Origin of the sequence: Kluyvera chengduensis (genome assembly GCF_044197065.1) — a bacterium.
GTDB classification, from domain to species: Bacteria; Pseudomonadota; Gammaproteobacteria; order Enterobacterales; family Enterobacteriaceae; genus Kluyvera; species Kluyvera ascorbata_C.
Window position 1 is genome coordinate 1 of the sequence record NZ_JBIQOI010000004.1, and the last position, 13,143, is coordinate 13,143.

General features: G+C 54.2%; 13 protein-coding genes. 8 read left to right on the forward strand and 5 right to left on the reverse strand.

All coding sequences use genetic code 11. The features are described 5' to 3' along the window. The coding region (locus tag ACH1XZ_RS12585) for a hypothetical protein (protein WP_395596054.1) at positions 1–161 on the reverse strand (161 nt) is incomplete at its 3' end. A 268-nt stretch (positions 162–429) separates the two neighbouring features. Between ACH1XZ_RS12585 and loiP the strand changes: the two genes are divergently transcribed. Further along, positions 430–1,188, forward strand: a complete 759-nt coding sequence (gene loiP, locus ACH1XZ_RS12590; RefSeq protein WP_395595838.1) for a metalloprotease LoiP — start codon at positions 430–432, stop codon at positions 1,186–1,188. A gap of 388 nt (positions 1,189–1,576) precedes the next feature. Next, a complete protein-coding gene (locus tag ACH1XZ_RS12595) occupies positions 1,577–2,845 on the forward strand; it encodes an OprD family outer membrane porin (protein WP_395595839.1) in 1,269 nt (422 codons plus the stop codon). Positions 2,846–2,947: 102 nt separating this feature from the next. On the opposite strand, the gene speB is transcribed toward ACH1XZ_RS12595, so the two are convergent. The 4 genes from speB to ACH1XZ_RS23370 form a co-directional block, all read right to left on the reverse strand. Further along, positions 2,948–3,868 carry an agmatinase gene (gene speB, locus ACH1XZ_RS12600; RefSeq protein ID WP_395595840.1) on the reverse strand — a complete coding sequence of 307 codons (921 nt, stop codon included), beginning with the start codon at positions 3,866–3,868 and terminating at the stop codon, positions 2,948–2,950. 238 nt (positions 3,869–4,106) lie between these two features. Beyond that, positions 4,107–6,083, reverse strand: a complete 1,977-nt coding sequence (gene speA, locus ACH1XZ_RS12605; protein ID WP_395595841.1) for a biosynthetic arginine decarboxylase — start codon at positions 6,081–6,083, stop codon at positions 4,107–4,109. A gap of 8 nt (positions 6,084–6,091) precedes the next feature. Beyond that, a complete protein-coding gene (yqgB, locus tag ACH1XZ_RS12610) occupies positions 6,092–6,223 on the reverse strand; it encodes an acid stress response protein YqgB (protein ID WP_395595842.1) in 132 nt (43 codons plus the stop codon). Between the two features lie 96 nt (positions 6,224–6,319). Beyond that, a complete protein-coding gene (locus tag ACH1XZ_RS23370) occupies positions 6,320–6,457 on the reverse strand; it encodes a hypothetical protein (protein WP_459253853.1) in 138 nt (45 codons plus the stop codon). A 414-nt stretch (positions 6,458–6,871) separates the two neighbouring features. Here ACH1XZ_RS23370 and metK point away from each other — a divergent pair, with 414 nt between their 5' ends. From metK to gshB, 6 genes are all read left to right on the forward strand, one after another. After that, a complete protein-coding gene (metK, locus tag ACH1XZ_RS12615; protein ID WP_395595843.1) occupies positions 6,872–8,026 on the forward strand; it encodes a methionine adenosyltransferase in 1,155 nt (384 codons plus the stop codon). Positions 8,027–8,483: 457 nt separating this feature from the next. Next, positions 8,484–9,878, forward strand: a complete 1,395-nt coding sequence (locus ACH1XZ_RS12620; RefSeq protein WP_395595844.1) for a sugar porter family MFS transporter — start codon at positions 8,484–8,486, stop codon at positions 9,876–9,878. Positions 9,879–9,955: 77 nt separating this feature from the next. Continuing rightward, the gene (locus tag ACH1XZ_RS12625; RefSeq protein WP_074398731.1) at positions 9,956–10,456 is read left to right on the forward strand and encodes a SprT family zinc-dependent metalloprotease; all 501 of its coding nucleotides are present in this window, start codon (positions 9,956–9,958) and stop codon (positions 10,454–10,456) included. Positions 10,457–10,550: 94 nt separating this feature from the next. After that, on the forward strand, positions 10,551–11,258 hold the full coding sequence (endA, locus tag ACH1XZ_RS12630) for a deoxyribonuclease I (RefSeq protein WP_333496527.1): 708 nt from the start codon (positions 10,551–10,553) through the stop codon (positions 11,256–11,258). A gap of 78 nt (positions 11,259–11,336) precedes the next feature. Beyond that, positions 11,337–12,068 (forward strand): 16S rRNA (uracil(1498)-N(3))-methyltransferase, encoded by a 732-nt coding sequence (rsmE, locus tag ACH1XZ_RS12635; RefSeq protein WP_185668318.1) that lies wholly within the window; start codon positions 11,337–11,339, stop codon positions 12,066–12,068. 12 nt (positions 12,069–12,080) lie between these two features. Beyond that, entirely contained in the window at positions 12,081–13,028 is a 948-nt protein-coding gene (gshB, locus tag ACH1XZ_RS12640; protein WP_035892023.1) for a glutathione synthase, read from the forward strand. The last annotated feature ends 115 nt before the right edge of the window (positions 13,029–13,143 follow it).

The following is a 13,143-nucleotide window of genomic DNA, read 5'->3' on the forward strand; positions in this document are numbered from 1 at the left end:
CAGGACGGGTTCTGTGGGTTATGGTTCAGAAAATCACGCCACAGGACTTCGGCAATGTCAGCCATACCCATAGGGGCACCCGGGTGACCGGAATTGGCTTTCTGTACTGCGTCCATGCTCAGCGCACGAATAGCATTAGCAAGCTCTTTACGTGAGGACATTTTGACTCCAGTTCGGACTGTTGAAGGCAACCCTAACGTCACGAGAGGCGCACGTTACGGGCTATGCCAGAAAAAAGTGTCAACAATGTAACCTATGCGACAAAGCATGTACATGGAGCATCCTTTTGCCACTTCAGAAATCTCTGGAACAGAGGTTAACAAGATGTAATCCACTCGCTCGTAAGCCGCGATATTCTTTATACTTACGCTTAACTCTGGTGGTGCAGTTCCAGAGCATTTTCAGATAAACGACTTTGGAAGCAATCTCATGAAGAAACGGGCGATGATTCTGGCGTTTGGCGCGACTTTACTGCTAAGCGGCTGCCAGAATATGGATTCAAATGGCTTATTAAGCTCGAGCACCGGCGCTTTGCAGGCATTTTCCTTGAGCGATCAACAGGTTCAGGCGCTAAGCGACCAGGCCTGTAAGGATATGGACAGTAAGGCTACCATCGCACCAGCAGACAGCGCTTATGTTCAGCGACTCAATAAGATAGCGGCGGCGCTTGGCGATAACATTAACGGTCAGCCAGTGAACTACAAAGTCTACGTGGCGAAAGACGTCAACGCCTTCGCCATGGCCAACGGCTGTATCCGTGTGTATAGCGGCCTGATGGATCTGATGAATGATAATGAAGTCGAAGCTGTGGTTGGCCACGAAATGGGCCACGTTGCGCTCGGCCACGTGAAGAAAGGAATGCAGGTGGCGATTGGCACCAACGCCCTACGCGCTGCAGCGGCATCCGCTGGCGGCATCGTGGGAAGCTTGTCGCAGTCACAGCTTGGCGATCTTGGCGAAAAACTGGTGAACTCGCAGTTCTCTCAGCGTCAGGAGTCGGAAGCCGATGACTACTCTTATGATCTGCTGCGCAAGCGAGGGATCAACCCGACCGGGCTTGCCACCAGCTTCGAGAAGCTGTCTAAACTCGAAGATGGTCGTCAAAGCTCCATGTTTGACGATCACCCTGCTTCTCAGGCGCGTGCCCAGCATATCCGCGACCGCTTACAGGCGGACGGCATTAAATAATTATTCAGAGGGGCAATATTGCCCCTCTTGCTTTGATAAGAAAAAAATATTAATAATGGCTAAATGGCATGAATTGATAATTTAAGCGCACGAACCGTTAAATATACGCAGATATAGCATCCGTCAAATATATAAGCCGCTCCCGCCACACTCAAACATTTATCCTGGGTATTAAATCAAAAATATACTATTTACCTTTCAGGAAGTTCATTCGCCGTATTTTTAAATAGTCCAGAGGGTTTTAGCAAAGCCAGACGCGGCGCACCCTGCGTAGTACCTCTCAGCGACACATCCATTCATACAATGATTGCTTTTGATACTTATTCAGGCGAATATCCGAATTGTAACAACACAATTCGACCGTCAGATAAACAGAGAAGTTCCCTCCGTGAAAAAGAAATTAACGTTAATTGCTTTAAGTATTATTGCCTCTGCGCCAGCTTTTGCGAGCCAACAATCCGACAGCCAGGGTTTTATTGATGACAGCCACCTGGATCTCTTCTTACGTAACGCTTATATCAAACGCGATTATCGCGATGGGCTGCACGATAAGAGCGAATGGGGCCAGGGCTTTATCGCGACCTTTGAGTCCGGCTTCACCCAGGGCCCTATCGGCTTTGGCGTAGACGGTATCGCCCAGTACGGCGTGCGTCTGGACGGCGGCCGCGGAAACAGCGGCGCGGGCGGTATCGACTTTTTCGCCCAGGATAACGACGGCCGAGCAAAATCTGATTTAGCTAAATTCGGCGCAACCGCCAAAATGCGCTTCTCCAATACCGTACTGAGCTACGGTACCCAGCGCCCGGCGTTACCGATTCTCTACGCCGACGATTCGCGTCTGCTGTATGAAACCTTCACCGGGACCATGCTGACCTCTAAAGAGATCGACGGTCTGGAAGTGAACGCCGGTTACTTCACCGACGAGCAGCGTAAAAGCGACGACAGCCACAACAGCGGCCTGACGAGCATCACCTTCGGCGGCGCGAGCTATCAGTTTAACGACCAACTGAGTGGTGCACTGTACGCCTCTAACGTTGAAGACGTGCTGAACAAGCAGTACCTCGGCCTGAACTACGCACAGCCGCTGACGACTAGTCAGAAACTGGTCTTCGACTTCAACGGCTATAACTCTCGCCTGGTTCAGGAATACGCCGACTCGCTGGATACCGGCCGCAGCAACAGTATCTGGAGCCTGGCCACCAGCTATATCTGGGATATTCACACCTTCAAAATTGCTTACCAGCAAAGCAGCGGCAGCACCGGCTATCACTACGGCAGCTACCAGGATCAGGGCGGCGTCGGTGACGGCGGCAATACCATCTGGCTGGCAAACTCTTACTGGTCTGATTTTAACGGTGAAGACGAACGTTCATGGCAGGCATCTTATGCGCTGGACTTTGGCAGACTGGGCTTACCGGGTCTGAGCTGGACCACCGCGTACGTTCGCGGCGATAACATCAAAACGGCGGAAACCAATAACGGTAAAGAGCACGAGTGGTTTAACCAGGTGCAGTACCAGGTCCAGGACGGCCCGGCGAAAGATCTGAAGTTTAAGGTCCGCTACTCGGTGCTGCGCGTTTCCAGCAACGCCAGCGACTATAACGTCAGCGGTAATGAAGTACGCGTTTATGTAGAGTATCCGTTCAACGCGTTCTAATCGTTGGGTGGTTCCCGGCGTCGCTGCGCTCGGCTGGGCTACATGTTAATCGTAGCCCGGCCGAGGCGTTTACGTCGACGCCGGGGAACCTCCGCGAAGGCCTTACTCGCCCTTCTTCGCAGCCTGGATATACAGCATCTCCAGCGCCAGCGTCGCCGCTGCCAATGCGGTAATTTCGGACTGATCGTAGGCCGGAGCCACTTCAACCACATCCATCCCGACGATGTTCAGATCCTTCAGACCGCGCACCAGTTTAATGGCACGATCGGAAGTCAGACCGCCGATCACCGGCGTACCGGTACCCGGTGCAAACGCGGGATCCAGGCAGTCGATATCAAAGGTCAGGTAGACCGGCATATCGCCAACGATCTGCTTCACCTGCGCGATGATGTCGTCCACGGTACGATCGTTCACCTGACCAGCGTCGAGCACGGTGAAGCCGTTGTCTTTGTCGAACTCGGTACGGATACCAATCTGGACGGAATGGTTCGGATCGATCAGACCTTCGTTTGGCGCGGTGAAGAACATGGTGCCGTGGTCGAACTCGCAGCCATTAGCGTAGGTATCGGTGTGGGCATCGAAGTGCACCAGAGCCATTTTGCCGAAGTGCTTAGCGTGCGCGCGCAGCAGCGGCAGCGTGACGAAGTGGTCGCCGCCGAAGGAGAGCATGCGCTTGCCCGCCACCAGCAGTTTTTCCGCATGTGCCTGCAATTTTTCGCTCATCTCGCGGGCATCGCCGAAGGCGTAAACCAGGTCACCGCAGTCCACTACGTTCAGGCGCTCGCGCATGTCGAAGTTCCACGGGAAGCGGTTGTGCTCCCAGGCCAGGTTGGTGGAAACCTGACGAATGGCCGCCGGACCGTGACGGCCACCGGCGCGACCTGAGGTCGCCATATCAAACGGTACGCCAGTAATAACCCAATCCGCGTCGCTGTCGTACGGCATGAAGTTCATCGGCAGACGAAGAAAACCAAACGCGTTGGAAACCAGGGAGTTGTCGTATTGATGACCCAAGGTGCTCATGTGCTGACCTCTTTTAAAATCACTGTAAAAAAAATCCCCTCCGCGTCGTTAGGCCCGACGAGGAAGGGATTGATTTGGTAACTGCATATTTGCGGCGGATTATCGCCGTTAATTTGTACGGATTCAAGTGAGTGCCGTAAATGTGGCCGCCGCTGAACCCGACTGCCGGATGGCGGCTTCGCCTTATCCGGCCTACTTTCGTAGGCCCGGTAAGCGCAGCGCCACCGGGCATTTACCGTTACTCGTCTTCCAGATAAGTATAGCCGTACAAACCGGCCTCAAACTCTTCCAGGAACTGCTGCTGCAGCTCAGCGTCGAGATCGGTGTTTTTCACCTGGTCACGGAACTGCGTCAGCAGGGTGTTCGGGTCTAGCTGTACGTACTGCAGCATATCCGCCACGGTATCGCCTTCATCAGACAGCTCCACTTCCACGCTACCGTCAGGGAAGACAAACACGTCAACCGCTTCGGTATCGCCGAACAGGTTGTGCATGTTACCGAGGATCTCCTGATATGCCCCAACCATGAAGAAGCCCAGCATCGGCGGGTTCTCTGGGTCGTATTCCGGCATCGGCATGGTGGTCGCAATCCCGTCGCCGTCGACGTAGTGGTCGATAGCACCGTCGGAGTCACAGGTAATATCCAGCAGCACCGCACGGCGCTCCGGCACCTGATTCAGCCCTTCCAGCGGCATCACCGGGAACAGCTGATCGATACCCCACGCATCCGGCATAGACTGGAACAGCGAGAAGTTGACGTAAATCTTATCCGCCATACGTTCCTGGAGTTCGTCGATAATCGGACGGTGCGCGCGGTTGCTCGGGTCGAGCTGTTTCTGCACTTCGTGGCACATATTCAGATAAAGCTGCTCGGCCCACGCGCGCTCATGCAGGCTAAAGGTGCCTGAAGAGTAGCCGACGTGAATATCGTGCAGGTCCATCTGGCTGTCGTGCAGCCATTCGCGCAACGAGCGGCGATTGCCCGGCTCGTGCATCTCCTGCCAGGTTTCCCACATGCTTTGCAGCGCGCGCGGCGCATCGTTTGCAGGTGGAGTGGCTTCGGTATGTTCGCTACGCTCAACGCCGATAATGTTAGAAACCAGCACCGTGTGGTGCGCGGTAACCGCACGACCCGATTCGGTAATCACCGTCGGATGCGGCAGACCGTGCTCTTCACACGCGTCGCCAATCGCCCAGATGATGTTGTTGGCATATTCGTTCAGGCCGTAGTTCACGGAGCAGTCGGACTGCGAGCGGGTACCTTCGTAGTCCACGCCCAAGCCACCGCCCACGTCGAAGCACTGAATGTTCACGCCAAGCTTGTGCAGCTCAACGTAGAAACGGGCGGATTCACGTACGCCGGTGGCGATATCGCGAATGTTCGCCATCTGCGAGCCGAGGTGGAAGTGCAGCAGTTGAATGCTGTCCAGACGGCCACGCTCGCGCAGAATTTCCACCAGTTGCAGCACCTGGTTTGCCGCCAGGCCGAACTTGGATTTTTCGCCGCCGGAAGACTGCCATTTACCGGAACCCTGAGAGGCCAGACGCGCACGCACGCCAAGGCGTGGTACCACGTTCAGACGTTCGGCTTCTTCCAGTACGATGGCGATTTCGGACATCTTTTCGATAACCAGATAGACCTTGTGGCCCATCTTCTCGCCAACCAGCGCCAGACGAATGTATTCACGGTCTTTATAGCCGTTACAGACGATCACGCTACGGGTCATGCCCGCGTGTGCCAGCACCGCCATCAGTTCAGCTTTAGAACCGGCTTCCAGACCCAGCGGTTCGCCGGAGTGGATCAGGGATTCAATGACGCGACGATGCTGGTTAACCTTTATAGGGTAAACCAGGAAGTAGTCGCCGTTGTAGCCGTAAGATTCACGCGCGCGTTTGAACGCCGCGTTAATCGAGCGCAGACGATGCTGCAGGATCTGCGGGAAGCAGAACAGCGCAGGCAGACGCTGCCCCTGTGCTTCACGTGCTTTTACCAACTCGGCGAGGTCAACGCGCGCTTCCGGTACATCCGGGTCTGGACAGACGCTGATGTGGCCAAGCTCGTTGACGTCGTAGTAGTTATTGCCCCACCAGGCAATGTTGTATGTGCGTAGCATTTTGCTGGCTTCCTGGGAGCTCATCGCAACCTCCTGCATGGAACGTAGTACACCGCGTTCGCCTGCTGACGAATGCGAATCGAATGAAATGTCGTCAGACATAGCGAACCTCAATTATTTATAACAAGTGTAAAACAGTTAACTACTATCGCAGCGTGACGTTGCGATAACAACCCATATACAGCCTGAATAGGCAGCAGAACATGCTGGCGCCCCGACTGTGCGACCGGTTTCTTATTCATATCATTATAAAACAAGCACCTGAACACATTATGACGGTTCAGAGAAACCACGAGAAAACTCTTGTTTTGACAAGAGCGCCCTTGTTCAGTCTTCAGTTACCTACCGGCTCTGGAGTCCTGAGAAGCGCCGAAATGGGTATAACATCGGCTGGTATGCAAAGCAGAATGGAGGGTTGCGGGGAACATAGTCGCGCCAGGACGGCACGGTAGAATCAGCAGAATACAACGGTTCATTATCTCGTATCACCTCCACGGCCGCCCCGAAAGACGAACCTCAAGCCAAAGCAAAAGTCTTAGCCCGGCTGGAAGTGGCAACACGAAAAATGACGTGTGCTTTTTTGTATGAGCCGCGCGCGGCGTTTTATACCGATAACCTACCTAAAATGCAAAATATAAATGCGCGCATTGCCAGCAGTGTCAGGAAAAATTTCCGTTAACCATTGCAACAGAATGCGAGCTATCTCAAAAAAAACTGGCAATGAGGTGAAGATGTGACCTAAAATAGCCGTCCAGATGTTAATCCATCTATACCGATTAACACTCAGACTGCCAGTGACGGCAACCATTAAGTCCGTGGTATAATCTTCCATCGTGATTATTCAATACAACAGTTTGAGCTAACCAAATTCTCATTGGGTGATATTAAATATGGCAAAACACCTTTTTACGTCCGAGTCTGTATCTGAAGGGCATCCTGACAAAATCGCTGACCAAATTTCCGACGCCGTGCTGGATGCCATCCTCGAGCAGGATCCGAAAGCCCGCGTAGCGTGTGAAACCTACGTCAAAACCGGTATGGTGCTGGTCGGTGGTGAAATCACCACTAGCGCATGGGTTGATATCGAAGAGATCACCCGTAAAACCGTTCGCGAAATTGGCTATGTGCATTCTGATATGGGCTTTGATGCCAATTCTTGTGCCGTACTGAGCGCTATCGGTAAGCAGTCTCCGGACATCAACCAGGGCGTTGACCGTGCCGATCCGCTGGAACAGGGTGCAGGCGACCAGGGTCTGATGTTTGGCTATGCGACCAACGAAACCGACGTGCTGATGCCAGCGCCAATCACCTACGCACACCGTCTGGTGCAGCGTCAGGCTGAAGTGCGTAAAAACGGCACCCTGCCATGGCTGCGTCCTGACGCTAAAAGCCAGGTCACCTTCCAGTACGACGACGGTAAAGTTGTTGGTATTGATGCGGTGGTTCTGTCTACTCAGCACGCTGAAAGCATCGATCAGAAATCCCTGCAAGAAGCAGTGATGGAAGAGATCATCAAGCCTGTTCTGCCTACCGAATGGCTGAACGCATCGACCAAATTCTTTATCAACCCAACCGGTCGTTTCGTTATCGGTGGCCCAATGGGTGACTGTGGTCTGACCGGTCGTAAAATCATCGTGGATACCTACGGCGGCATGGCTCGTCACGGTGGCGGTGCATTCTCCGGTAAAGATCCTTCTAAAGTTGACCGTTCTGCAGCCTACGCAGCACGCTATGTGGCGAAAAACATCGTTGCCGCTGGCCTGGCTGACCGCTGTGAGATTCAGGTTTCCTACGCTATCGGCGTGGCTGAACCAACGTCCATCATGGTGGAAACCTTCGGTACTGAGAAAGTGCCTGCTGAGCAGCTGATTGGTCTGGTTCGCGAGTTCTTCGACCTGCGTCCATATGGCCTTATCCAGATGCTGGATCTGCTGCACCCAATCTACAAAGAGACGGCAGCATACGGTCACTTCGGTCGCGAAACCTTCCCATGGGAAAAAACCGACAAAGCAGCTCAGCTGCGCGAAGCGGCTGGCCTGAAATAAGGTTTACCCGTTTTGATGAAAGCCAGCCTTGTGCTGGCTTTTTTTATGCCTGTAGCTTTGGGAGCTGTTCCCGGCGTCGCTGCGCTCGGCCGGGCTACGAGCCATGTACCGGGGAAATACCCGCACCACAGCATTCATCTCTTTTACGTAACAATTTACAGTTACACACAATTTTGTGAAAGCGATTACATTAATAGTACCGCGCTACACAAGCCTTCATCGCAAGCCATGAAACACCTTTTCATATTAATGCTTCATGTTTCAGTAAAGTCTCATTATTGGTATTTTCATTTTTCTTAAAACACAATCAACATCATGATTTTATTGATATTTAACCAAACCATAACCTAAACATCAGTGTAACCGATTACACAGTCGTGATTGTAATCACATTTTTTTACTACATACTCTCCTACCCTAAGCATCGATAGAATCAATGACTCAATTGGAGAGCATCATGCCTAACAATAAAAAACAGGGTCGCTCGAACAAGACAATGACCTTCTTTGTCTGCTTCTTAGCGGCGCTGGCCGGACTGCTGTTTGGCCTTGATATCGGCGTTATTGCCGGTGCACTGCCCTTTATTACTACCGATTTCCAACTCAGCCCGCATACGCAGGAGTGGGTGGTCAGTTCCATGATGTTCGGCGCAGCGGTCGGGGCGGTCGGCAGCGGCTGGCTTTCCTTCAAGCTGGGCCGTAAGAAAAGCCTGATGATCGGTGCGATCCTGTTCGTTGCCGGTTCCCTGTTCTCCGCCGCCGCGCCGAACGTTGAAGTGCTGCTGCTTTCCCGCGTGCTGCTTGGCCTGGCAGTGGGTGTGGCTTCCTACACCGCACCGCTGTACCTGTCTGAAATCGCGCCGGAAAAAATCCGCGGCAGCATGATTTCCATGTATCAGCTGATGATTACTATCGGTATTCTCGGCGCGTACCTGTCCGATACCGCGTTCAGCTATAGCGGCGCATGGCGCTGGATGCTCGGCGTTATCATCATTCCTGCGGTACTGCTGCTGATAGGCGTTATCTTCCTGCCGGACAGCCCGCGCTGGTTTGCCGCTAAACGTCGCTTTAACGATGCCGAGCGTGTCCTGATGCGTCTGCGTGATACCAGCGCAGAAGCCAAACGCGAGCTGGATGAAATCCGTGAAAGCCTGAAGGTAAAACAGAGCGGCTGGGCGCTGTTCAAAGAGAACAGCAACTTCCGCCGCGCGGTGTTCCTCGGCGTGCTGCTGCAGGTAATGCAACAGTTCACCGGTATGAACGTCATCATGTACTACGCACCGAAGATCTTTGAACTGGCAGGCTACACCAATACCACCGAACAGATGTGGGGTACCGTTATCGTTGGCCTGACCAACGTGCTAGCGACCTTTATTGCGATTGGCCTGGTTGACCGCTGGGGCCGTAAACCAACCCTTATCCTCGGCTTTATCGTGATGGCCGTTGGTATGGGCGTGCTGGGCTCGATGATGCATATCGGCATTCACTCCGCCGTGGCCCAGTACTTCGCCGTGCTGATGCTGCTGATGTTTATCGTTGGCTTCGCCATGAGCGCCGGTCCGCTGATTTGGGTACTGTGCTCTGAAATCCAGCCGCTGAAAGGCCGCGATTTCGGTATCACCTGCTCTACCGCCACCAACTGGATTGCGAACATGATTGTCGGGGCCACCTTCCTGACCATGCTGAACTCGCTCGGCAGCGCCAACACCTTCTGGGTATACGGCGGCCTGAACGTACTGTTCATCTTCCTGACCCTGTGGCTGATTCCAGAAACCAAAAACGTCTCTCTGGAACACATTGAACGTAACCTGATGCAGGGCCGTCCGCTGCGCGAAATTGGCGCTCGCGACTAACCTTCATCCCGCTTCCTCCCACCTGGGAGGAAGCTTCCCCTTGCACCACCCCGCTTCACGCTCTATCCTCAGCCGTTATGAAAACCCCTCGAATTCCTATCGCCGTCCAGCAAAACGTCATGCGCAGCCTGCGGGAAAAACTCGCCCAGGCCAACCTGGCGCTGGGGCGTAACTACCCTGAACCGAAACTGGTCTATCAGCAGCGCGGCACCTCTGCGGGTACCGCTTGGCTTCAGCAGTATGAAATTCGCCTCAATCCCGTGTTGTTGCAGGAAAATCAGCAGGCGTTTATCGATGAAGTGGTGCCGCACGAACTGGCGCACCTGCTGGTCTGGAAGCACTTTGGCCGCGTCGCGCCGCACGGTAAAGAGTGGAAATGGATGATGGAAAGCGTGCTAGGCGTACCGGCGCGGCGTACCCATCAGTTCGAGCTGGAGTCCGTGCGCAAAAACACCTTCCCCTATCGCTGCCGCTGCCAGCAGCATCAGCTCACCGTTCGCCGTCATAATCGCGTCGTGCGTGGTGAAGCCACCTACCGCTGCGTCCACTGCGGCGAACCATTAGTTGCCGAAATGTAACTAACGGAAATATCTGGAAGTTTTCTGACCTGACTGATTGCATCTGACAACCACATTCGTTACGTTGCGGGCTCGTTTTGAGATGGAGTTCGTGATGTACCGTAATTTGTCTTTTGCCGTGGCGTTTGTCGCGGCGGCACTCTCTGGGCAGGCGCTAGCCGAAGGTATTAACAGTTTTTCCCAGGCGAAAAGCGCGGGCGTAAAAGTGAATAGCGACGTTCCCGGCGATTTCTACTGCGGCTGTAAAATTAACTGGCAAGGTAAGAAAGGCGTTATCGATCTGGAATCCTGCGGCTATAAAGTGCGTAAAAATGAAAACCGCGCCAGCCGCGTCGAGTGGGAGCACGTCGTGCCGGCGTGGCAGTTCGGCCATCAGCGTCAGTGCTGGCAGGACGGTGGTCGTAAGAACTGCGCCAAAGACCCGGAATACCGCAAGATGGAGAGCGATATGCATAACCTGCAGCCCGCCGTCGGTGAGGTGAACGGCGATCGCGGCAACTTTATGTACGGGCAGTGGAACGGCGGTGAAGGTCAGTACGGCCAGTGCGCCATGAAGGTCGACTTTAAAGAGAAAGTCGCCGAGCCGCCGGAACGTTCACGCGGCGCCATCGCCCGTATCTACTTCTATATGCGCGACCGCTATCAGCTGAATCTTTCCCGCCAGCAAACCCAACTGTTTAACGCCTGGGACAAAATGTATCCCGTCAGCCAATGGGAGTGCGAACGCGACCAGCGCATCGCCAAAATTCAGGGCAACCATAATCCATATGTGCTGCAGGCTTGCCAGGCGCAAAAGAGCTAACCTACACTAGCGGCAATTGTTATTTTGCCCAGCCCTCTTCCTGGCGGAGAGGGCGTAGCCACAGATGGAATTCAGACTATGCGCATCCCTCGCATCTATCACCCAGAATCACTCACCGTCGGCACGCAGGTTGCCCTATGCGAAGATGCGGCGAACCACGTCGGGCGCGTTTTACGCATGGGCAAAGGCCAGGCCATTCAGCTGTTTGACGGTAGCAATCACGTCTTTGAGGCCGTTATCACCGACGCCGGTAAAAAGAACGTGACGGTTGAAATCCAGAGCAGCACGCTTGATGACCGCGAATCCCCTATCCATATTCACTTAGGCCAGGTGATGTCGCGCGGCGATAAAATGGAATTCACCATCCAGAAATCGATTGAACTGGGTGTAAGCCTCATTACGCCACTTTTTTCCGAGCGCTGCGGGGTTAAACTGGATGCCGAGCGTCTGAATAAGAAGATTCAGCAGTGGCAAAAAATCGCGATTGCCGCCTGCGAGCAGTGCGGTCGCAACCAGGTTCCGGAGATTCGCCCGGCGATGGACGTTGAGGCATGGTGCGCCGAGCAGGATGATGCGCTGAAGCTCAATCTGCATCCGCGCGCCAGCGCCAGCATCAACACACTGCCGCTGCCGGTTGAGCGCGTTCGCCTGCTGATTGGCCCGGAAGGCGGCCTGTCGGCGGATGAAATTGCCATGACCGCACGCTACCAGTTTACTGATATTCTGTTGGGGCCTCGCGTTTTGCGCACAGAGACTACCGCACTCACCGCCATCACCGCACTGCAGGTGCGTTTTGGTGATTTGGGTTAAAGGAGAACAATAATGATCAAGCTCGGCATCGTGATGGATCCCATCGCAAGCATCAACATCAAGAAAGACACCAGCTTCGCTATGCTGCTGGAAGCACAGCGTCGCGGCTATGAACTCCACTATATGGAGATGAACGATCTTTATCTGATCAACGGCGAATCCCACGCCCGCACGCGTCTTCTGAGCGTTGAGCAGAACTACGATAAATGGTACGAGTTCGGCAGCGAGCAGGATATTAAGCTCGCCGACCTCGACGTTATCCTGATGCGTAAAGATCCGCCATTCGACACCGAATTTATCTACGCCACCTACATTCTGGAACGTGCCGAAGAGAAAGGGACGCTTATCGTCAACAAGCCGCAGAGCCTGCGCGACTGTAACGAGAAGCTGTTCACCGCCTGGTTCTCCGACTTAACGCCGGAAACACTGGTGACCCGCAACAAAGCCCAGTTGAAAGCGTTCTGGGAAAAACACGGTGACATCATCATGAAGCCGCTGGACGGCATGGGCGGCGCTTCTATCTTCCGCGTGAAGGAAGGGGATCCGAACATTGGCGTTATCGCTGAGACCCTGACCGAACTGGGCAGCCGCTACTGCATGGCGCAGAACTATCTGCCAGCCATCAAAGACGGCGATAAGCGCGTGCTGGTCATCGACGGCGAGCCGGTGCCTTACTGCCTGGCGCGTATCCCACAGGGCGGCGAAACCCGTGGCAACCTGGCCGCCGGTGGTCGTGGCGAACCACGTCCGCTGAGCGAAAGCGACTGGGCTATCGCCCGCAAAGTCGGCCCGACGCTGAAAGCCAAAGGTCTTATCTTCGTAGGCCTCGACATCATCGGCGATCGCCTGACGGAAATTAACGTCACCAGCCCAACCTGCGTGCGCGAAATCGAAGCGGAATATCCGATTTCTATCACCGGCATGCTGATGGACGCGATTGAAAAACGCCTGCAAAAATAAGCTATTGCCTTTACACGGCGGGAGGGAACCCGCCGCCAATCAGGTTTTTCGCCCCACCGCAAACGGGCAAGCCTGGTGACAGCCGTGCACTTTCCCCGCATACTGGGCATAGCTG

What these genes read in the sequence shown, in the direction of transcription:
- loiP (WP_395595838.1), top strand. Translation starts at nt 430, where the DNA reads ATGAAGAAACGGGCGATGATTCTGGCGTTTGGCGCGACTTTACTGCTA.
- speB (WP_395595840.1), bottom strand. Translation starts at nt 3,868, where the DNA reads ATGAGCACCTTGGGTCATCAATACGACAACTCCCTGGTTTCCAACGCG.
- speA (WP_395595841.1), bottom strand. Translation starts at nt 6,083, where the DNA reads ATGTCTGACGACATTTCATTCGATTCGCATTCGTCAGCAGGCGAACGC.
- yqgB (WP_395595842.1), bottom strand. Translation starts at nt 6,223, where the DNA reads ATGAATAAGAAACCGGTCGCACAGTCGGGGCGCCAGCATGTTCTGCTG.
- ACH1XZ_RS23370 (WP_459253853.1), bottom strand. Translation starts at nt 6,457, where the DNA reads ATGAACCGTTGTATTCTGCTGATTCTACCGTGCCGTCCTGGCGCGACT.
- metK (WP_395595843.1), top strand. Translation starts at nt 6,872, where the DNA reads ATGGCAAAACACCTTTTTACGTCCGAGTCTGTATCTGAAGGGCATCCT.
- ACH1XZ_RS12620 (WP_395595844.1), top strand. Translation starts at nt 8,484, where the DNA reads ATGCCTAACAATAAAAAACAGGGTCGCTCGAACAAGACAATGACCTTC.
- ACH1XZ_RS12625 (WP_074398731.1), top strand. Translation starts at nt 9,956, where the DNA reads ATGAAAACCCCTCGAATTCCTATCGCCGTCCAGCAAAACGTCATGCGC.
- endA (WP_333496527.1), top strand. Translation starts at nt 10,551, where the DNA reads ATGTACCGTAATTTGTCTTTTGCCGTGGCGTTTGTCGCGGCGGCACTC.
- rsmE (WP_185668318.1), top strand. Translation starts at nt 11,337, where the DNA reads ATGCGCATCCCTCGCATCTATCACCCAGAATCACTCACCGTCGGCACG.
- gshB (WP_035892023.1), top strand. Translation starts at nt 12,081, where the DNA reads ATGATCAAGCTCGGCATCGTGATGGATCCCATCGCAAGCATCAACATC.